An 18,683-nucleotide genomic window follows, 5' to 3' on the forward strand; every position below is an offset into this window, starting at 1 on the left:
AAGCGACGCAGCGCGGGAATCCGCGCTGTACAGAAGCCGCGTTGTCAAAGTGACCGCACGGGGTATGATGTCGAATGGACAACGATGCGGTCATTTCGACACCATCGCTCCCGCTGGAAGAGGCAGGAGCGCTGGTGCAGGCGCTGGACGATCCGGCACGGCTGTGGCCGCTGCTGCTCGATCTGACGGCGCGCCATCTGCCTTGCGATGCCTGCGCGCTGCTGCGGCGGGACGACCGCGCCGGAACCGGGCAGGCGGGGGCGGGGTTGCTGGTGCCGCTCGCCACCCGCGGCCTCAGCCCCGACACGCTGGGGCGGCGCTTCGAGCTGGACGAGCATCCCCGTTTGAAGGCGATTGCCGAGGCCGGGGACGGACTGTTGCGCTTTCCCGCCGGCTGCGAGCTTCCCGACCCCTATGACGGGCTGATTCCCGATCTGCGCCAGCGGCTGCATGTCCATGACTGCGTCGGCGTGCCACTCAGCGTCGATGGGCGGCCGTGGGGCATGCTGACCCTGGATGCGCTGAACGAGGGGCGTTTCGAAGGGTGGGAGGGGGCGATTGCCGCCTGGGCCCGGCTCGCCGCCGACCTTGCGGCGGCGATGGAGCGGCGTGCCGCCCTGGCCGGCGATGGCGGCACCGCCCTGCGGATCATCGACGATCCGCCGCAGGGCCCCGACTTCGACCCCATCGGCGCCAGCCCGGCGATGGCGAGCCTGCTGACGGAGATCGACACCGTGGCGGTCAGCGACCTCGTCGTGCTGGTGCTGGGTGAAACCGGGGTTGGCAAGGAACTGGTGGCGCGACGGCTGCACGCCCATTCCCCTCGCGCCGCCGGACCGCTGGTCCACGTCAACTGTGCCGCCCTGCCGGACGCGCTGGTGGAAAGCGAACTGTTCGGCCATGTGCGCGGTGCCTTTTCCGGTGCGGTGGCCGACCGGCGGGGCAAGTTCGAACTGGCCGACGGCGGCACCCTCTTCCTGGACGAGGTCGGCGAGTTGCCGCTGGCGGCGCAGGCCAAGATGCTGCGGGCCCTGCAGAACGGCGAGATCCAGCGTATCGGCTCCGACCGCCACATCACCGTCGATGTGCGGGTAATCGCCGCCACCAACCGCGATCTGGCCGCGGAGGTGCGGGAGGGCCGCTTCCGCGCCGACGTCTATCACCGGCTCAGCGTCTATCCGCTTCGGGTGCCGCCGCTGCGCGACCGCGGCACAGACGTTCTGCGGCTGGCCGGCCTGTTTCTGGAGCGCAACCGGGCGCGGCTGGGCTTGCGCAACCTAAGACTATCGGTGGCGGCGGAGCGGCGCATGCTGGCCTATCCCTGGCCCGGCAACGTGCGGGAGTTGGAACACGCCATCGGCCGTGGCGCCATCCGCGCCCGCGTCGCCCGCCCGCCGGACGGCGGCGTGCTGACCCTGACGCCCGCCGATCTTGGGCTGGAAGAGGGAGAGGGGAGCACTGTGGCCGCGACTGTCCCGGTGCGGCAACTCCGCCTACCGGAGGTGCCGGACCTATCCGAGTTGCCGCTGCGCGACGCGGTGGAGGATCTGGAACGCCGGATGATCCGCGAGCATCTGGAGCGCCATGACGGCAATTGGGCGCAGGCGGCGCGGTCGCTCGGGCTGGACCGCAGCAACCTGTTCCGCCTTGCCCGGCGGCTGGGGTTGCGGGAATGAGCGGCGAGGGGTTGTCCTGGCGCGCGGACATCGATGCGCTGGTCTTCCGGCCAGCCGGGCATGGCGGCTGGTGCGCTGTCCACCGGCTGGCCTTCCGCGCCCTGCTCGGCAAGCGGGAGCCGACGCCGGAAGACTGTCTCGCCTTCGCCGCCGCCCAGCGTGCCTCGTTCGAGGCCGCGGCGGCCGGCAAGATCGCGCAGCGCGGCTACGGCGCTGCGGCCAGCCTGCATCTGACCAGCCGCGACGTCGCCTGCCTCCTCTAGAACCCCATCTGCCGCGGCATCCACAGCGCCAGATCCGGCCAGACGATCACCGCGACCACCACCAGCAGCATGGTGACCAGCGGCCACATCACCCAGCGCAGGGTGCTTTCCATCGTGCAGCCTGTCATCCGGCAAGCCACCATCAGGTTGACGGCCATCGGTGGGGTGAACTGGCCGACCGCGATCATCAGGGTCAGGATGACGCCGAACCAGGTCAGGTCCCACTTGTAGGCGGTGGCGATGGGGATCAGCAGCGGCAACAGGATGATGAAGATCGAGATGCCGTCCAGGAAGGTGCCGACGATGGTCAGCAGCACCACCAGCAAGGCCATCACACCGTATTCGCCCAGACCCGAATGGATGATGGCGTCGGCGATGGGGTCGATCACCGACAGGGTGCTCAATGCCCAGCCGAACACGCTGGCAAGAGCGATCACCGTGAGGATGATGGCGGAGATCTCCGCCGCCTCGACCAGCATGGAATAGAGGTCTCGGAAACGGATGGTGCGGTAGACCACCATGCCGAGCAGCAGGCCATAGGCCACGGCGATCACCGCCGCTTCCGTCGGCGTGAAGATGCCGAGCCGCAGGCCGCCAAGGATGATGACCTTGGCGAACAGGCCCAGCGACGCATCCCACAGGCTGCGCCAGAAGGGCGGGCGCGGCTCGTGCGACAGCTTGGAACCGAGATTGTGTTTCCGTGCCAGCCAGAAGACCGGGATGATCAGGGCCAGACCGGCCAGGGTACCGGGGATGATGCCGGCGGCGAACATCGAGGTGGTCGGGGCGGCCGGCACCAGCACGCTGTAGATGATCAGTGCGACCGACGGCGGGATCAGGATGTCGGTGGCCGCCGCGGCGGCGATGACGCTGGCGATGTAGGGGCGGGGATAGCCGGCGCGGATCATGCTGGGCGCCATGACGCCGCAGACCGCCGCGGCGATGGCCGGGCCGGATCCTGAAATGCCGCCCATCATCATCGCCACCACGACGGCGATGACCGCCAGGGCGCCCTTGCCCTGGCCGACGATGGCGGTGGCGAAGCGCACGAGCTTCTGCGCCACGCCCGACCGGTCGAAGATGGTGCCGGCCAGCACGAACATCGGGATGGTCAGCAGCGGATACTTGGCGATGCCGGTATAGACGCTGGTCGGTACCGAGATGACGCCGAGATGGGCGAAGGCGATGGCGGCGGTGCCGGCTAGCCCGAGGGCGGCGGCGATCGGCACGCCCAGCACCATCATCACCAGGAACGAGCCGAAGAGCAGGGTGGTGATCACGGCTCGCCCTCCGGAATGTGTCCGGTCTCAAGCGGCTCCGTGCCCTTGTGGATGCGCACCATGCGGCCGACGGTGCGGGCCAGCACCACGAACGACAGGACCGGCAGGCAGATCGTGTAGATCCACTGCGGCAGACCCAGCGCCGGCGATGTCACCTCGAACCGGTAATCGTCCCAAGTGGCCCAGGCGCCGTAAACCGTCAGCAGCCCGTACATCAGCGCGACGCAGGCCATGGCGAACTGCTCGGCCCGGCGGCGGTTGACGGGCGACATCTTGTCGGTGACGAAGGTGATGCGGATGTGCCGGTCCTTCACCACCGCGGCCGACGCGCCGAGGAAGGTCAGGATGACCATCAGCGCAATCGAATACTCCTCGGTGAAGGCGAAGGAAACGTCGGTCAGGTAGCGCACCACGACGTTGGCGAAGGTGATCAGGGCCACCGCCGCCATGGTGATGGCGACCAGCACTTCTTCGATGCCCAGGGGTACGCGGGGTTTCGGCACCGGCCGGACGACGGTGGGGTCGTGATCGCTCATATTGCCAGGGTCCAGATGGAGGGAGCGGGATTATTCCCTTCACCGGGCAATCAATGCAAGAAACGATCTCCCAGCCGGATTACTCCGCCGGCATGCCGGCCATCCCGTCTTCGCAGAGCGCCTCCTTGGACAGCGGAATCCGCAGGGTGAAGACGCTGCCCTCGCCCAGCTGGCTGTCCACCGTCACGGTTCCGCCATGCAGCGCGGCGATGCGGCGGACCATGTTCAGCCCGACGCCGCTCCCCGCCGCCGTCCCGGTGTTGGACGCGCGGAAGAAGCGGTCGAACACCCGGTTCCGCTCGCTGTCCGGAATGCCGATGCCGTGGTCGGCGACGGACAGCGCCAGCCACGGTCCATCCGCCGCCGCCTCTTCCCGGGCCCGCAGCCCGACCGGAGTGCCGGAGGGGGAGTATTTCAGCGCGTTGTTCAGCAGGTTGTGGACGCACAACTCCAACATCGGAGCGTCGCCCACCACCCAGTGCGGGCAGCCGTCCAGATCAAGCTCGATGCGTCGGCCGGGTGCTGCGTCGCCCTGGGCCGAGGCGGCGGCGCGCAGCAGGGCCGGCAACGCCAGCCGGTCGCGGCGCAGTGCAAAGGCGGGATCGTTCAGCCGGTCGTCGGCAAGGCAGGTTTCCAGGATGTTGATCTGCCGACGCACGGCGCGGCGGATCTTCTCCAGCCGCGGCAGCATGCCGGGCGCCTTCACCTCCGCATCCATCAGCAGAAGCTGGGCCGCCCCGTCGATGATGGCGAGCGGCGTCTTGAACTCGTGCGCCGCCATCGACAGGAAGCCGTTCAGCGCCCGCTTAGCCTCCTGCTCCGCCACCAGCCGCTCTTCCGCCTCCAGCCGGGCGAGGTCGAGGCGGCGCACGGTGTCCTCCAGCCGCATCTCGGCCCGGTGGCGGTGGGTGACGTCGCGCAGCATCAGCAGGCAGCCGACTTCGCGCCCGCCGCCGCCCGCCGTCAGCGGGACCCAGGTCACCTCGAAGCTGTGCGGAGAGCCGCCGCAGTCCAGCGTCAGCGGCCCTGGTGCAGTCGCCGGCATGGCGGCGACCATGGTGGACAGGGCCGACAGCCCCGGCAGGTCGGCAAGCCGTCGCCCGATGGCGGCATGATCGCCGGCAAGCGCCTGTGCCGCCGGATTGGCCTCCACCACGGTGCCGTCGCCGTCCAGCACCAGCACCGGATCCGGCACTGCGTCGAGCAGCGCATCACGGGCCACCGGCAACAGTTCGAAAAGGCGTCGCCGGGTGATCAGCCAATAGAAGATCCCGTCCATCATCAGGAAGCTGAAGGCGGTGGGATCCAGGTCGAACAGGGTCAGGTTGCCGAAGACATAGCCGGCATTGGCGGCCCACGGGACGGCCATCACCACCAGGAAGCCCAGGTAATGGGTGCGGTAGGCCGGCGTCGCCCGATGGATGCCGCTGGCGGTGACGACGATGCTCATCACCATGAACGCATAGATGTAGATGGTGACGGCGTAGAAAAGCAGCCCGTGGCTGTAGACCAGGGCAGCGCCCGGCTCCGCGTTGACCGGCTTGACAGCGGTGTAGAACAGGTGGTGGGTGTCGTTGCTCAGGGCCACCGCCCAGGTCGCCAATCCGATCGTCACCAGCACCAGCCGCCAGCGTGCCGGCAACTCGCCCCTGGTGTAGGACCACAGGAAGAACGCCCACAGGCTCGGTGTGCAGACAATGCCCAACCAGGCCATTTCCGCCCACAACAGCTTGTCGGCGGGAGCCGGCACCATGCTCTCGACGGCGACGGCCGTCGACCACCAGGCGGCCGACAACTGCATCAGGACGAAATCGGTGCGACCGGGGAAGGCGGGGAGGGTCCAACTGCGCGCTGCGATCCATAAGGTGGCGACGACCGCGGCCAGAAGCAGGGCTGACGGAAGGGTCATCGCGGAGCGTGCATGGTCGGGGCTTCGGCGGTGGTCGGTTGCGGCGGACGGGAAGTGCAGAGAATGAACCTTTCCGTCGAAGCTGCGCAAGCCTCTCCGCGGAAAAGGAAAAGCGCGCCGAAGGCGGCGCGCTTTCCCAGCCGGGCGATTCGCCCGAACCTCACCGGATCGTGGAGCCGGTCACTCCTTATTCCTTGTTGCCGCCGCCGCCGCCGCCGTGGCTGTGCTCGCCACCCTTCTTGCCAGCCTCGGACGCACGTTCGGGATCGTTCTTGAAGTTGCCGCCCGACACCTGGCCGCCCTTGTGGCCGGCTTCGGCCGCGCGCGCCGGATCGTTCTTGAAGTTGCCGCCGGAGTGCTGGCCGCCTGCGCTGCGCCCTTCGTTCTGGTTCGCCATGATGTGTTCTCCATCCTGTGTGATGATCGAAAGGTCGTTACCGTGCGGAAACGCAACGGTGCAGGTCAGAACAGGGCGTCGGTGGGATGGTCGCGCCGCCCCCGCCATCGGTTCAGTGCGGCCTTGCCGGAAGTGGCAAGCCCCAGCCGGTTGCGGATTCGGACGTACGGGCCGATAAGGTAAGTCTGCGCTGACACGGAACGGGGACGGCGGGAGTGAGTGAGCGGGAACGGTTCTCCGAGGTGCGGCAGGGCGACGCGGCGCTTCTGCGCAGCCGGGCGATTCCCTCGCTGTTCGAGGCGCTGGAAACCCAGTCCGAAGGAACGGTCGCGGTCGACCGCCATGCCCGGGTCGTGTGGATCAACGAGAAATACGCCCGGATGCTCGGAATCTCCGACCCCGCCGAGGCCATCGGCCGCGAGGTGGAGGAGATCATTCCCCATTCGCAGATGCGCCAGATCCTGGCGACCGGCCAGCCGATCCTTCTCGATCTGATGCTGTTCGGAACCCAGCGGCTGGTGGTCTCGCGGTTTCCGCTGACCGACGATGCCGGTACGGTGATCGGCGCCGTCGGCTTCGTTCTCTACGACAGCCTGCATCGGCTGAAACCGCTGCTGGCCGAACTGTCGCGGCTGGAGGCGGAACTGGCGGCGACCAAGCGCCGGCTCGACGAGGGGCGGCAGCCGCGCTACACGCTGCAAAGCTATGTCGGCGAAAGCCCGGTCTGCCTGGAGGTCAAGCGCAAGGCCCGTCTCGCCGCCCGCACCGACGCGCCGATCCTGCTGCTGGGGGAGACCGGCACAGGGAAGGAACTGATTGCCCAGGCCATCCACGGCCTGTCGGCGCGCAGCGCCCGGTCCTTCGTCGGCGTCAATGTTGCGGCGATCCCGGAAACGCTGCTGGAGGCGGAGTTCTTCGGTGCGGTGCCCGGCGCCTATACCGGGCTGGACCGCCGCGGGCGGGAGGGGCGCTTCAAGACCGCCGACGGCGGCACCCTGTTCCTGGACGAGATCGGCGACATGCCGCTTGGGCTCCAGGCCAAGCTGCTGCGGGCCTTGCAGGAGCAGGAAATCGAGCCGCTGGGGTCCGACCGGCCGGTGAAGGTGGATGTGCGGGTGATCGCGGCGACCAACGTCGATCTGGAACGGCGGATCCGCGACGGCCGCTTCCGCTCCGACCTCTATTACCGCCTGAACGTGTTGCCGATCCACCTGCCGGCCCTGGCGGAGATGGGCGGCGGGCTGGAGGCCATCGCCGAATCCATCCTGCAGGAGATCGCCGCCCGCACCGGACTTCCCCTGCGCGGCCTGACCCCGGAGGCGGTGGAGGCTCTGGGCCGCCACCGTTGGCCGGGCAATGTGCGCGAACTGCGCAACGTGCTGGAGCGCGCCTGCCTGCTGACCGACAACCGCCGCCTGACCGCCGCCGACCTTGCGGAGGCCTTGCCGGATCTGGGTGAGGTCGAATACGCGGGCGCGACTGCCGTTGCGGTTCCGGCGGCTGTCCGAACGGACCAGCGGCCGCAATCGCTGCCTCTGCCGGGCTACGACCAAGCCTACGACGAGTTCGAGCGCGGGCTGCTCGGCCGGGCGCTCGCGGCCAGCGGCGGCCGGGCGACGGAGGCGGCACGGGCGCTCGGCATCTCCCGGGCCGCCTTCTACAAGAAGCTCGCTCGGTTGGGGATGCGCGCCGGCGGGTGAGGCCGGCGCGCATTCGGTTCACATCGGCCAGCTTACACCGGCAGCTGCTTCATCGCCGCGACGGCGGTCATCACGCCGCGGATCTCGGCCAGACCGCGCAGGCGGCCGATCATCGGATAGCCGGGGTGGGTCGGCTTGCCGACGTCGTCCAGCAGCTCATGGCCGTGGTCGGGGCGGAAGGGCAGGCGCCAGTTGTCGTTGCCGGCGTCCTGGCGGCGCTTCTGCTCCTCCAGCAGGGTGGTGACGACCGACACCATGTCGACGTCGCCGCCCAGATGGTCGGCTTCCTCGAAGGACCCGTCCGGATCCTTGGCGACATTGCGCAGATGGACGAAGTGGATGTCCTCCACGAAGCGCTTCGCCATCGCCGGCACATTGTTCGTCTGTCCCGCCCCCAGCGAGCCGGTGCAGAAGGTCAGGCCGTTGTTGGGCGACTTCACCGCGTTGATCAGGTGGGCGAGGTCGTCCTCGGTGCTGACGATGCGGGGCAGGCCGAACAGCGGACGGGGCGGGTCGTCGGGATGGATCGCCATGCGGATGCCGACCTCTTCCGCGGTCGGGATGACCTCGCGCAGGAAGCGGGCCAGCGTCTCGCGCAGGCCGTCGGCCGACATGCCGTTGAAGCGCGCGATCATCTTGCGCAGGCCGGGGATGTCGTAGCGGTCATAGGCGCCCGGCAGGCCGGCCATGATGTTGGTCAGCAGCTTGGCGCGGTCGCTTTCCGACGAGCGGTCGAACCATTCCTTGGCCTTGGCGAGAACCTCCGGCGAATGGTCCTCCTCCGCACCCGGACGCTCCAGCATATAGACGTCGAAGGCGGCATGCTCATGGGCGTTGAAGCGCAGCGAGGTGCCGCCGCCCGGCAGCGCCGCCGCCAGTTCCGTGCGCGTCCAGTCCAGCACCGGCATGAAGTTGTAGCAGATGGTCGTCACGCCGCAGGCGGCGAGGTTGCGCATCGACTGGCGGTAGTTGTCGAACAGCTCGGTCAGGTCGCCCTCGCCGATCTTGATCGCCTCATGCACCGGCAGGCTTTCGGTGACCGTCCAGCTGAGGCCGAGTTCCTTGTCGGACTCGATCATCGCCTTGCGCTTCTGGATTTCCTCGACCGACCAGACGACGCCGTAGGGGATGTGGTGCAGGGCGGTGACCACGCCGGTGGCGCCGGCTTGGCGGATGTGGTTCAGCTTGATCGCGTCTTCGGGACCGAACCAGCGCCAGGATTGTTCCATGGCTGCGAACTCCTTGGAGTAGAGAGGGGGCTTTGGAAGTCTGGAAAAATCAGCGGAAAAGCAGGCTCGGCAGCCACAGCGACAGGGCCGGGATGTAGGAGACCAGGAACAGGATCAGGATGTTGCAGAGCAGGAAGGGCCAGATCGCCTTGGTGATGGCGCCCAGCGAGATCTTCGCGATGTTGGCCGCGACGAACAGGCAGACGCCGACCGGCGGGGTGGTCAGGCCGATCATCAGGTTCAGCACGGCGAAGGTGGCGAAATGGATCGGGTCGATGCCGACCTGGGTCGCCACCGCCAGCAGCGGCGGGAACAGGATGATCAGCGCCGCGATCGTCTCCATGAAGGTGCCGACGATCAGCAGCAGGATGTTGATCAGCAGGATGATCAGATATTTGTTGGTGGTCAGCGCCAGCATCGAGGCGGCGATGGCCTGCGGAATCTGCTCGCTGGTCAGGATCCAGCCGAAGACGTTGGCGAGGCCGACCAGCAGGATCAGCCCGCCCGCCCCGATGGCGCTTTCCAGCAGGATGCCGGGCAGCTGGCGCAGCTTGAAGCCCTTATAGACGAACAGACCGATGACGAAGGCGTAGAGAGCTGCGACGATGGAGGCCTCGGTCGGGGTGAAATAGCCGCCGACGATGCCGAACAGGATGATCGCCGTCATCAGCAGCGCCCAGAAGGCGCCGCGGCTGGCGCGGACCAGCGCGCCGAAACCCTGCCACGGCTCCCGCGGATAGTTGCGCACCCGCGCCAGGATCCACACCGTCAGCATCATGCCGAGGCCGAGCAGCACGCCTGGAATGGCGCCGGCCATGAACATCTTGCCGACCGACAGGCCGGTCAGGGTGCCGACGATGATCATCGGCACGCTGGGCGGGATGATCGGTCCGACGGTGGAGGCGGCGGCGGTCACGGCGGCGGCGAAGGGCGCGTCGTATCCGGACTTGCGCATCGCCGGGATCATCACCGCTCCGATGGAGGCGGTCTCCGCCACCGCGGTGCCGGAGATGCCGGCGAACACCATCGACCCGGTGACGTTGGCGAGGCCGAGGCCGCCGCGGATATGGCCGACCAGCCGGTTGCTGAACAGCACGATCTGGTCGGTGATGCCGCCGCCGTTCATCAGGTTGCCGGCCAGCACGAAGCCGGGGATGCAGAGCAGGACGAAGCTGTCCATGCCCGCATACATGAACTGCGGGACCACCGCGAGGTCGATGTCGCTGCCGACCAGATAGACCGCCGACGCACCGCCCAAGGCGATGCCCACCGGCGCGCCCAGGATCAGCAGGACAGCGAAGGTGACGAACAGTGCGGTGACCATCAGACGGTTTCCCCATGGCTGGGCGGCGCGGAGTCGCGCCCGAGCCCGGCCAGCCGGGCAATCGAGAAGAAGGCGAGCGAGACCGGGATGATCAGCGTCACGACATAGACCCAGATCATCGGGACGTTGATGGACCGTGCCCGCTCACCCAGGCTGCCGACGACATAGTCCCAGGCGCCGGGAATGATCGCGATGGCGAAGACCAGGATGGCCACGTCGACCAGCCGGGCGACCGCCCATTGCAGCGGCTTGGGCAGCAGCAGGATGAACATGTCGACGTTCACCAGCTCGCCGCGCAGCAGCGCCAGCCCGCAGGAGAAGGCGACGAGATGGACCAGCGCGAAGCGGGCCACCTCCTCCGTCCAGGGCGGCGACGGAAAGCCCGGTATCCGGCCCAGCACCTGAATGGTCACGACGACGATGAGGACGCCGATGGCCGCCAGGGTTCCCCAACGGCAAAGGGCGGAGACGGCCGACACCAGGGCGGCAAAGGCGTTGCGCATGGAAGGACTCTTGCGGTTTGGGGGGAGACGGGCGCCCTCTCCCGTTCCGGGAGAGGGCCTTAATCTCCGCTCACTTCACCGCGAGGATTTCGTCGTAGATCGGCTTGATCTCCGGCGACAGCGCCGCGACGACGGCCGGACGGCCCTTCTCGGCGAAGGCGGCCTTGTCGACGGCGATGAACTCCATGCCCTTGGCCTTCAGGTCGGCGGCCAGCTTGGCCTCGTCCTCGATGAACAGCTTGCGCTCGGCAGCCTGGGCGGCCTTGGCGGCCTCCATGATGGCGGCGCGCTGTTCGGCCGGCAGCTTGTTCATCTTCTTCGAGCCGCCGACCAGATAGATCCAGCTGATCACGTGCTCCGTCTGGTTCACGTATTTCTGGACCTCGTAGAAGCTCGCCGACTTGATCAGCGCCAGCGGGTTTTCCTGCGCCTCGATGGTGTCGTTCTGCAGGCCGGTGAACACCTCCGAGAAGGCCATCGGCGTCGGCTTGGCGCCCAGCCCCTGCCAGAAGGACACGAACAGCGGCACGTTGGGAACGCGCATCTTCAGGCCGTTCAGCTCGTCCGGCGACTTGATCGGGCGCTTGCTGGTCAGGTTGCGCGGGCCGCGGGCGAAGTAGGTCAGCGGGACCAGCTGGGTCTTCTGCTCGATGGACTCGGCGATTTTCCTGCCCGGCTCGCCGCTGACGACCTTGTCGAGGTGATCGAGGTCGCGGATGGCGTAGGGGACCGCCAGCAGTGCCGCCGCCGGCGCCCAGTTCTGCAGGGACTCACCCGTGATGGTGAAGTCGATGGTGCCGAGCTGGATGCCCTTGATCAGGTCGGTTTCCTTGCCGAGCTGCTCGTTGGGGAACACCTTGACCTCGACCGCGCCATTGGTGAGCTTGGCCACTTCCTCGGCGAAGACCAGCGAGGCCTTGTGCCAGACATTCTCTTCGTTGGCGAGGTGGCCGAGCTTCAGCGTCGTCTTGGCCTGGGCGCGGACGATGGCCGGTGCGGCGATGCCGCCCAGCAGCGTCGCACCGGCGGCAATGCCGGCGCCGAGGCCGATGCTCTTGGCCAGCGTGCGGCGCGAGATCGGGGTCTTGCTGTTCATCCTGGTGTCCCTCCGGTTTGGGCGGATCATGCCCGCCATTGCTTTGACTGCTGGCTGCCCTTCGGCAGGCGATCAGCTTTCGAAGTCGAGCTGGACCTTGATGGTGCTGGACGGGTCGGTCTCGATCAGCGAGAAGGCGCTCGCTGCGTCGGCGATGGGGAAGACCTGGGTGATCATCGCCGCCGGCTTCAGCTTGCCGCTCTCCAGCCACTCGATGACCTGCGGCAGCAGGCGGCGGTTCAGGCGCGAGCCGACCAGCGTCAGTTCCTTCTTCACGATCTCCTGCTGGCTGATGTTGCAGGGGGCGGGAGAGAAGCCGAGCAGGCCGATGCGTGCCGCCGGGCTGGCGAGGCGGCAGGCCTCCTCCAGCAGGGCCGGCACGCCGGCGCCGTCGATCACTACCGTGGGGCCGAGCCCGTCATTCTCGTCGCGCACCGCATCGGGCACCGACACCCGCGAGGAGTTGAGGACGACATCGGCACCGAATTCCTTCGCCCGCTCCAGCCGCTTGTCGTCGAGGTCGGCGACGATGCAGCGGGCGCCGTGCAGCTTGGCGACCTGCACCACCGTCAGCCCGACCGTGCCGGCGCCATAGACCAGCAGCGTGTCGTCGGCGCCGATGCCGGTGCGCGACAGCACGTTGGCGGCGATGGACAGCGGTTCCGCCAATGCTGCAATCGAGATCGGCAGGTCGGAGCGCACCTTCACCGCATTGCCGGCCGGCACGACGACATGATTGCGGAAACCGCCGTCGCGGTGGACGCCGAACACCTCCAGATTGGCGCAGACATTGGTGCGCCCGGCCCGGCAGGCATAGCAGCGGCCACAGGACACAACCGGATCCACCACCACATGGTCGCCGACCGAGACGCTGGTCACGCCGTCGCCGACCGCCTCCACCGTGCCGGCGAACTCGTGGCCGATCACGCGGGGGTAGACCGCGAAGGGGTTGGAACCGTGGTAGATGTGCAGGTCCGACCCGCAGATGCCGGCACGCTGGACGCGCACCAGCACCTCGTCGGCCTTGACCGGCCCGGCAGACGGGGTGTTCTCGGGACGGAGCGCCAGCACATGCGGCTTTTCAACGGTCAGGGCAACCACGGGACTACTCCCTATTGAATGGGATGCGGTGAAACGGGCTCAGGCAGACGCCGCGACTACGGCGCGGGCGCCTTCGGCGAACAGGCGCTTGAGTGCGGCGGTCACCGGAGCGGTGAAGCGCGGGTCGCGCGGCAGATCCTCGCCGAATACGGCGGTCAGGCCGAACAGCGCCTCGGCCAGCCGGTCGGGATTGCCGGCGGTGGCGGTTGCGATCTCCGCCAGCTTGGCGGCCAGCGGATCGCGCACGTCGATGGGTTGGCCCTTCTCGTCGGTGCCGGCGACGTAGCGCATCCAAGCGGCCACGGCCAGGGCCAGCCGGTCGATGGGCAAGCCGGCAGCCAGCCGGTCGCGGATCGGGTTCAGCAGGCGCTGCGGCAGCTTCTGCGTGCCGTCCATGGCGATCTGCCAGGTGCGGTGGCGCAGTGCCGGATTGCGGAAGCGGGTGATCAGCGCGTCCTTGTACTGCTCCATATCCGCACCGGGCGGCATGTGCAGCGTCGGCCCCGTCTCCCGGTCCATCAGGTTGCGGACCAGCGTGGCGAAGGTGGGGTCGGCCATGGTGTCCGACACCGTCTCGTAGCCCGCCAGATAGCCGAGATAGGCGATGGTGGAGTGGCTGCCGTTCAGCAGCCGCAGCTTCATCGTCTCATAGGGATGGACGTCGGCGACCAGTTCCACCCCGACCGTCTCCCAGGCCGGGCGGCCGGCGGGGAAGCGGTCCTCGACCACCCACTGGGTGAAGGGCTCGGTCACCACCGGCCAAGCATCCTGCACGCCGAGCGCCTGCGACACCCGCGCGCGGTCGGCCTCGGTGGTGGCGGGGACGATGCGGTCGACCATGCTGTTGGGGCAGGCGACCGTCTCGGCCACCCAGGCGCCGAAGGCCGGGTCACGCAGTTCGGCGAAGCGGCGCAGGATGCGGGCGACGGTGTCGCCGTTGCCCGGCAGGTTGTCGCAGCTCAGCACGGTGAAGGGCGCCAGCCCGGCAGCGCGGCGGCGGGCCAGCGCCTCGGCCAGGAAGCCGATGGCGGTGCGCGGCTTGCCCGGTTCGTCCAGGTCGTGGCTGATGTCGGGATGGCTCTCGTTCAACGCACCGGTCGCCGGATCGTGGCAATAGCCCTTCTCGGTCACCGTCAGGGTGACGATGCGCACCGACGGGCGGCACATCCGCTCCAGCACCGCTTCCGGGTCCTCATGCGCGACCAGCAGGTCCAGCAGGCAGCCGATGACCCGCAGCCGCTCCCCCTCCGCATCGCGCACCGCCACGGTGTAGAGCCCGTCCTGCGGTTCCAGCGCGTCGCGGGTGTCGGGGCTGCGCAGGCTCACACCGGCGATGCCCCATGGCCCGAACTGCTGTTCCAGCAGGGCATCGGTGTATGCCGCCTGATGGGCGCGCTGGAAGGCACCGACGCCGAGATGGACGATCCCGATGTTGAGGTTCTTGCGGTCATAGCCGGGCCGGGCCACCGTCGCCGGCAGGGTGGACAGGCCGGAGGCGCCGAGGCGCCGCGACGGGGCGCCGGAAGGAGGGACGGTGGACGCGGACGATTGCATGGAGAGCATTTCCTTCCAGGCGAGCGGTTGGCTCACATTCTTGTATGGTAGTATGTCAAGAAGTGCGGAGAAGGGCAACCCGGATTGTCACCCTGGCGAACCATATAGTCCTGCTACTGCCGTCCGTGCATGCGGCCGGCTTCGGAAATGCCGTGCCAATCAGCGCAGGGCGGCAACCCGCGACCGGCCGCTGCTTCTGGAGGTCGTCCTGGGCGCCGGCTGAGTTCCGGCCTCATCAAGGGTGAACAGGTCGGGGAACTTGCCTTCCAGTTCGGGCAGCGAGGTCAGGATCTCGCGCAGATGCAGCCCCATAGCCGCCTCCGCCTTGACCGGGTCGCGGTCGACAATCGCCTCCAGCACCGCCTGATGCTGAGAGATCAGCCGGCGGATCGGCGTGGCGTAGGGAACGCTGAGATAGCGGACGCGGTCCATCTGCGCCTTCGTCTCCTCGACGATGCGCCAGGCATAGTCGCACTCCGCCCCGATGGCGATGGCGCGGTGGAAGGCTTCATCCAGTTCCAGGAAGCGCACCGGCACCGGTTCGTCGGCGATGTCCCACTGGGCCTTCAAAAGGTCGCGCAGTTCGGCGATGCCGGCCGCCGTGATGGTCTCACAGGCCTTGCGCACCACGGCGGTTTCCACCGCCTCGCGCACGAAGCGGGCGTCGAGCACCTGCTTGACCGAGATCTTGACGACGAAGCTGCCGCGCTGCGGCCGGATGGTCAGCAGGCCGGCTTCGCTCAGCTTGATGAAGGCCTCGCGCACCGGCTGGCGGCTGACGCCGAGCTGGTCGGCGATCTCCTGCTCCGACAGGGCCTGGCCGGGGCGGAACTGCATCGTCACGATGGCTTGGCGCAGCACCCGGTACACGCGCCGCGCGATCGGCTCGCCGGATTCCACGTCGATCTTGTTCAGCATCGGCACGTCATGGTTTATGGCGCCTCGAAACCTGCCCAAAGGGCCGGAGCGAAAACTGGTCTATCAGGATACTACCATACCAAGCGGTCGACAAGAGTATTTCCCGCCGACACTGCTTGGTGCGGTGCGGATTTCTCAACGAAAGCTCGTTCGGATCAAAAAGACCTCCTCAGAGTTCCAAAAACAAACTGCCGGGCTGTTTAGGCGGAAATTACGGGAACCCCGTTCAGGATCACGATGTTGGCATCGCAGCCTTGAACGGGGCAGGCATGGACAGCGGAATTATGCCGCCGGACGCTTGCCGCGGCCGACGATCTGGGTCGGATTGACGAAGCGCAGGGCGACGATCAGCCAGACCAGCGTGGTCACCATATAGATGACCGCCATGGCGTCGATCGACTGCACCGCCCGGACGCCGGAGGCGAACACAGCGTAGTAGAGCGCCACCACCAGGGTCTGGCTGCCGGGTCCGGAGACCAGGAAGGTCAGCTCGAACATGCCGATGGTGCGGACCAGCACCAGCAGCAGCGCCGCCAGCACACCCGGCATCAGCATCGGCACCAGCACATGGACGAACATCTGGAAGATGTTGGCGCCGAAGACGCGTGCCGCCGCCTCGGTCCGAGGATCGATCTGCTCGATGAAGGGGATCATCACCAGCACCACGAAGGGCACGGTGGGCACCAGATTGGCCAGGATGACGCCGGTCAACGTACCGCCCAGCCCCGCCTTGTAGAGCACCGTTGCCAGCGGGATGCCGTAGGTGATCGGCGGAACCAGCAGGGGCAGCAGCAGCAACAGCATAACCGCCCGCTTGGCCGGAAACTCGCGCCGCGCCAGCGCATAGGCGGCCGGGACGCCGAGCAGGCCGGACAGCAGGACCACCGCCCCGACCGCCTGGAAGGTGACCCACAACACGTCGCCCAACTGGAACTCGTCCCAGGCGGCGAAGTACCAGCGGGTGGTGAAGCCCGCCGGCAGCCAGGTGCCGAGCCACCGCGTCGCCACCGACGAGGTCACCACCGAGGCGATCAGCCCCAACAGATTGATCAGAAACAGCCCGATCACCGCCCAGACGGCGAAGACCCACAGGCGGGACATGATGGATTTCTGCATTGCCGCCTCTCCTCAGCCTTTGGCGCCCGCGGCGGGGCCGCGGTAGAACAGCGAGCGGCAGCCGAGAACCGCAACGACCACCAGCAATTGGACCGCCCCCATGATCATCGCGATGGCCGAGGCCATGGAGTAGTCGTACTCCTCGAACGCGGCCTGATAGGCGGCGATGGAGATGACGCGCGTGGCGCCGGCCGGATCGCCGACTAGCACCGCCGACGGCAGCACCGAATAGGCCTGGACGAAGGACAGGCAGAAGGTGATGGCGAGGCCGGGGATCAGCAGCGGCAGGAAGACCTCGCGGAAGCGGGCGGCCGGGCCGGCGCCCAGCGTCGCCGCCGCATTCTCCAGCGACGGGTCAATGCCGGTGACGTAGGACAGCGTCAGCAGGAAGGTGAAGGGGAAGCCGGTCAGCACCAGCGAGATGAAGACGCCCCAATAGCCGTTCAGCACGGAGATCGGGGTGGACAGCAGCCCAACCGCCATCAGGGCGCGGTTGAACCAGCCCTGCGGCCCGAAATAGAACAGCATGCCTTCGGCCACCAGAACGGTGCCGAGCGTGATCGGCAGCACCAGCAGGGTGGTCAGCAGACGCTGTCGCCGCATCAGCCGCACGCGGAAGGCGATGGGGATGGCGATCAGCAAATTCAGCAGCGTGACCGGGAAAGCCAGACGCAGCGTCTTGAAGATGGTGCCGTAAAGGAAGGGATCGCTGAAGAACCGGGCGTAATTGCCGAACAGCGATCCGTCCTTCGGCTCGAAGGACAGCATCAGCCCGTAGAGGAACGGGTAGATGAACAGCCCCAGGATCAGCGCCACGCAGGGCAGCACCAGCAGGGTCGCCCCGTCGATGCCGCGGGCGGCCAGCCGCTGGCGCAGGGTCGGCCCCTCGGCGCGGCCTTCCAGGACGGCGCTCATCGCGCGTCTCCGAACACCAGCACGCGGCCGGCATCGGCGCCGAGCCGGACGGCGGCGCCCCGCTGTAACGGATAGGGGGAGGCGAAATGCAGCTCGGTGCCCGACGCGGTGACACCGACGCCGTGGAAGCCGCGTCCGCGATACTCAACCGCCTCCACCCGCACCGGGATGCCGCTGTCGGTGCCGGTCGGCTCCAGATCGTCGGGGCGGATCGCGGCGACGGCCGCCTTGCCCGCGGAAGCGGCACGCATCCGGCCGCGGATCACTGTGCCTTCGATGTTCAGCAGGGCGTCCTCGCCCTCCATCCCGACCAGTTCGCCGTTGACGCGGTTGCGGAAGCCCATGAAGTCGGCGACGTCGAGATGGGCGGGCAGGGCGTAAAGCTCCGCCGGGGTGCCGACCTGCCGGATGGCGCCGTCGCGCAGGACGACGATGCGGTCGGCCAGCGACAGAGCCTCTTCCTGGTCGTGGGTGACGTAGATGGTGGTGGAGCCGAGAGACTGGTGGATGCGGCGGATTTCCTGGCGCATCTCCAGCCGCAGCTTGGCGTCCAGGTTGGACAGCGGTTCGTCCATCAGCACCAGCGGCGGCTCGACCACGATGGCGCGGGCGATGGCGACGCGCTGCTGCTGGCCGCCCGACAACTGGCCCGGCAGCTTCTCCGCCTGCGATTCCAGCCGCACCGCCGCCAGGGCGGCGTCGACCCGCTTCTCCAGTTCCGGCTTCGGCACGCCGCGCATGCGCAGGCCGAAACCGATGTTCTTGCGCACGGTCATGTGCGGGAACAGGGCGTAATTCTGGAAGACCATGCCGAAGCCGCGTTCTTCCGGCCGCAGCACGTCGACCCGCCGGTCGTCCAGCATGATGCGACCGCCGCTGACCGGCAGCAGGCCGGCGATGCAGTTCAGCGCTGTTGTCTTGCCGCATCCCGACGGGCCGAGCAGGGCGATGAACTCGCCCCGCTCGATGGTGAGGTCCAGCCCTTTCAGCGCCGTGAAGGCGTCGAACTCCCGCCTCACTCCCTGAAGGTGCAGTTGCTTGAAGGTGGTGGCTCCGACGGTCATTCCGGGGTCCTGTGGCTGGATGGGGCGCTGTCTTCGGAGGGCCCCGTCGCCCGGTGCCGGGCGGAGGGACCCTCCGTTTCACGTCGTCGGCGGGTGCGCGGT

Annotated in this window: 17 protein-coding genes; 3 read left to right on the top strand and 14 right to left on the bottom strand. The window is 67.9% G+C overall.

Annotated features, from left to right (window positions below; genetic code table 11):
• Positions 1–74 precede the first annotated feature (74 nt).
• Both norR and GBZ48_RS08600 read left to right on the top strand, forming a co-directional pair.
• Positions 75–1,676, top strand: coding sequence for a nitric oxide reductase transcriptional regulator NorR (gene norR / locus GBZ48_RS08595; protein WP_209798427.1), 1,602 nt, complete (start codon positions 75–77; stop codon positions 1,674–1,676).
• Positions 1,673–1,939, top strand: a complete 267-nt coding sequence (locus GBZ48_RS08600; protein WP_174470657.1) for a hypothetical protein — start codon at positions 1,673–1,675, stop codon at positions 1,937–1,939. The genes norR and GBZ48_RS08600 overlap by 4 nt, the downstream gene beginning before the upstream one ends.
• Here the strand turns inward: GBZ48_RS08600 and GBZ48_RS08605 are convergent.
• The 4 genes from GBZ48_RS08605 to GBZ48_RS08620 all read right to left on the bottom strand — a co-directional run bounded on the left by GBZ48_RS08605 (position 1,936) and on the right by GBZ48_RS08620 (position 6,061).
• The gene (locus GBZ48_RS08605) at positions 1,936–3,219 is read right to left on the bottom strand and encodes a TRAP transporter large permease (RefSeq protein ID WP_109096248.1); all 1,284 of its coding nucleotides are present in this window, start codon (positions 3,217–3,219) and stop codon (positions 1,936–1,938) included. The genes GBZ48_RS08600 and GBZ48_RS08605 overlap by 4 nt on opposite strands.
• Positions 3,216–3,755 carry a TRAP transporter small permease gene (locus tag GBZ48_RS08610; protein ID WP_109096247.1) on the bottom strand — a complete coding sequence of 180 codons (540 nt, stop codon included), beginning with the start codon at positions 3,753–3,755 and terminating at the stop codon, positions 3,216–3,218. The genes GBZ48_RS08605 and GBZ48_RS08610 overlap by 4 nt, the downstream gene beginning before the upstream one ends.
• Positions 3,756–3,834: 79 nt before the next feature.
• The gene (locus GBZ48_RS08615; RefSeq protein WP_174470658.1) at positions 3,835–5,664 is read right to left on the bottom strand and encodes a sensor histidine kinase; all 1,830 of its coding nucleotides are present in this window, start codon (positions 5,662–5,664) and stop codon (positions 3,835–3,837) included.
• A gap of 187 nt (positions 5,665–5,851) precedes the next feature.
• On the bottom strand, positions 5,852–6,061 hold the full coding sequence (locus GBZ48_RS08620; RefSeq protein WP_174470659.1) for a con-10 family general stress protein: 210 nt from the start codon (positions 6,059–6,061) through the stop codon (positions 5,852–5,854).
• Positions 6,062–6,276: 215 nt separating this feature from the next.
• Here GBZ48_RS08620 and GBZ48_RS08625 point away from each other — a divergent pair, with 215 nt between their 5' ends.
• Complete coding sequence (locus tag GBZ48_RS08625) at positions 6,277–7,761, top strand: sigma 54-interacting transcriptional regulator (RefSeq protein WP_174470660.1); 1,485 nt, start codon at positions 6,277–6,279, stop codon at positions 7,759–7,761.
• A gap of 32 nt (positions 7,762–7,793) precedes the next feature.
• Here the strand turns inward: GBZ48_RS08625 and uxuA are convergent, their stop codons facing one another.
• The 10 genes from uxuA to GBZ48_RS08675 all read right to left on the bottom strand — a co-directional run bounded on the left by uxuA (position 7,794) and on the right by GBZ48_RS08675 (position 18,581).
• A complete protein-coding gene (uxuA, locus tag GBZ48_RS08630; protein ID WP_109051205.1) occupies positions 7,794–8,990 on the bottom strand; it encodes a mannonate dehydratase in 1,197 nt (398 codons plus the stop codon).
• Between the two features lie 49 nt (positions 8,991–9,039).
• Entirely contained in the window at positions 9,040–10,314 is a 1,275-nt protein-coding gene (locus GBZ48_RS08635) for a TRAP transporter large permease (RefSeq protein WP_109096242.1), read from the bottom strand.
• Positions 10,314–10,817 carry a TRAP transporter small permease gene (locus tag GBZ48_RS08640; protein WP_174470661.1) on the bottom strand — a complete coding sequence of 168 codons (504 nt, stop codon included), beginning with the start codon at positions 10,815–10,817 and terminating at the stop codon, positions 10,314–10,316. The genes GBZ48_RS08635 and GBZ48_RS08640 overlap by 1 nt, the downstream gene beginning before the upstream one ends.
• Before the next feature lie 70 nt (positions 10,818–10,887).
• Positions 10,888–11,913, bottom strand: a complete 1,026-nt coding sequence (locus GBZ48_RS08645; protein ID WP_174470662.1) for a TRAP transporter substrate-binding protein — start codon at positions 11,911–11,913, stop codon at positions 10,888–10,890.
• A gap of 72 nt (positions 11,914–11,985) precedes the next feature.
• Positions 11,986–13,014 (bottom strand): Zn-dependent oxidoreductase, encoded by a 1,029-nt coding sequence (locus GBZ48_RS08650; RefSeq protein WP_174470663.1) that lies wholly within the window; start codon positions 13,012–13,014, stop codon positions 11,986–11,988.
• 39 nt (positions 13,015–13,053) lie between these two features.
• Positions 13,054–14,568: a mannitol dehydrogenase family protein gene (locus GBZ48_RS08655; protein ID WP_174470664.1), complete on the bottom strand. Its 1,515-nt coding sequence runs from the start codon at positions 14,566–14,568 to the stop codon at positions 13,054–13,056.
• Positions 14,569–14,727: 159 nt separating this feature from the next.
• Entirely contained in the window at positions 14,728–15,486 is a 759-nt protein-coding gene (locus GBZ48_RS08660) for a GntR family transcriptional regulator (protein WP_174470665.1), read from the bottom strand.
• A 282-nt stretch (positions 15,487–15,768) separates the two neighbouring features.
• Positions 15,769–16,602, bottom strand: a complete 834-nt coding sequence (locus GBZ48_RS08665; RefSeq protein ID WP_174470666.1) for an ABC transporter permease — start codon at positions 16,600–16,602, stop codon at positions 15,769–15,771.
• A 12-nt stretch (positions 16,603–16,614) separates the two neighbouring features.
• Positions 16,615–17,517 carry an ABC transporter permease gene (locus GBZ48_RS08670; protein WP_098735235.1) on the bottom strand — a complete coding sequence of 301 codons (903 nt, stop codon included), beginning with the start codon at positions 17,515–17,517 and terminating at the stop codon, positions 16,615–16,617.
• A complete protein-coding gene (locus tag GBZ48_RS08675) occupies positions 17,514–18,581 on the bottom strand; it encodes an ABC transporter ATP-binding protein (RefSeq protein ID WP_174470667.1) in 1,068 nt (355 codons plus the stop codon). The genes GBZ48_RS08670 and GBZ48_RS08675 overlap by 4 nt, the downstream gene beginning before the upstream one ends.
• Positions 18,582–18,683 lie beyond the last annotated feature (102 nt).

Source organism: Azospirillum melinis (assembly GCF_013340935.1).
Classification (GTDB): domain Bacteria; phylum Pseudomonadota; class Alphaproteobacteria; order Azospirillales; family Azospirillaceae; genus Azospirillum; species Azospirillum melinis.

What these genes read in the sequence shown, in the direction of transcription:
- norR (WP_209798427.1), top strand. Translation starts at nt 75, where the DNA reads ATGGACAACGATGCGGTCATTTCGACACCATCGCTCCCGCTGGAAGAG.
- GBZ48_RS08600 (WP_174470657.1), top strand. Translation starts at nt 1,673, where the DNA reads ATGAGCGGCGAGGGGTTGTCCTGGCGCGCGGACATCGATGCGCTGGTC.
- GBZ48_RS08610 (WP_109096247.1), bottom strand. Translation starts at nt 3,755, where the DNA reads ATGAGCGATCACGACCCCACCGTCGTCCGGCCGGTGCCGAAACCCCGC.
- GBZ48_RS08615 (WP_174470658.1), bottom strand. Translation starts at nt 5,664, where the DNA reads ATGACCCTTCCGTCAGCCCTGCTTCTGGCCGCGGTCGTCGCCACCTTA.
- GBZ48_RS08620 (WP_174470659.1), bottom strand. Translation starts at nt 6,061, where the DNA reads ATGGCGAACCAGAACGAAGGGCGCAGCGCAGGCGGCCAGCACTCCGGC.
- uxuA (WP_109051205.1), bottom strand. Translation starts at nt 8,990, where the DNA reads ATGGAACAATCCTGGCGCTGGTTCGGTCCCGAAGACGCGATCAAGCTG.
- GBZ48_RS08635 (WP_109096242.1), bottom strand. Translation starts at nt 10,314, where the DNA reads ATGGTCACCGCACTGTTCGTCACCTTCGCTGTCCTGCTGATCCTGGGC.
- GBZ48_RS08640 (WP_174470661.1), bottom strand. Translation starts at nt 10,817, where the DNA reads ATGCGCAACGCCTTTGCCGCCCTGGTGTCGGCCGTCTCCGCCCTTTGC.
- GBZ48_RS08645 (WP_174470662.1), bottom strand. Translation starts at nt 11,913, where the DNA reads ATGAACAGCAAGACCCCGATCTCGCGCCGCACGCTGGCCAAGAGCATC.
- GBZ48_RS08655 (WP_174470664.1), bottom strand. Translation starts at nt 14,568, where the DNA reads ATGCAATCGTCCGCGTCCACCGTCCCTCCTTCCGGCGCCCCGTCGCGG.
- GBZ48_RS08660 (WP_174470665.1), bottom strand. Translation starts at nt 15,486, where the DNA reads ATGCTGAACAAGATCGACGTGGAATCCGGCGAGCCGATCGCGCGGCGC.
- GBZ48_RS08665 (WP_174470666.1), bottom strand. Translation starts at nt 16,602, where the DNA reads ATGCAGAAATCCATCATGTCCCGCCTGTGGGTCTTCGCCGTCTGGGCG.
- GBZ48_RS08670 (WP_098735235.1), bottom strand. Translation starts at nt 17,517, where the DNA reads ATGAGCGCCGTCCTGGAAGGCCGCGCCGAGGGGCCGACCCTGCGCCAG.
- GBZ48_RS08675 (WP_174470667.1), bottom strand. Translation starts at nt 18,581, where the DNA reads ATGACCGTCGGAGCCACCACCTTCAAGCAACTGCACCTTCAGGGAGTG.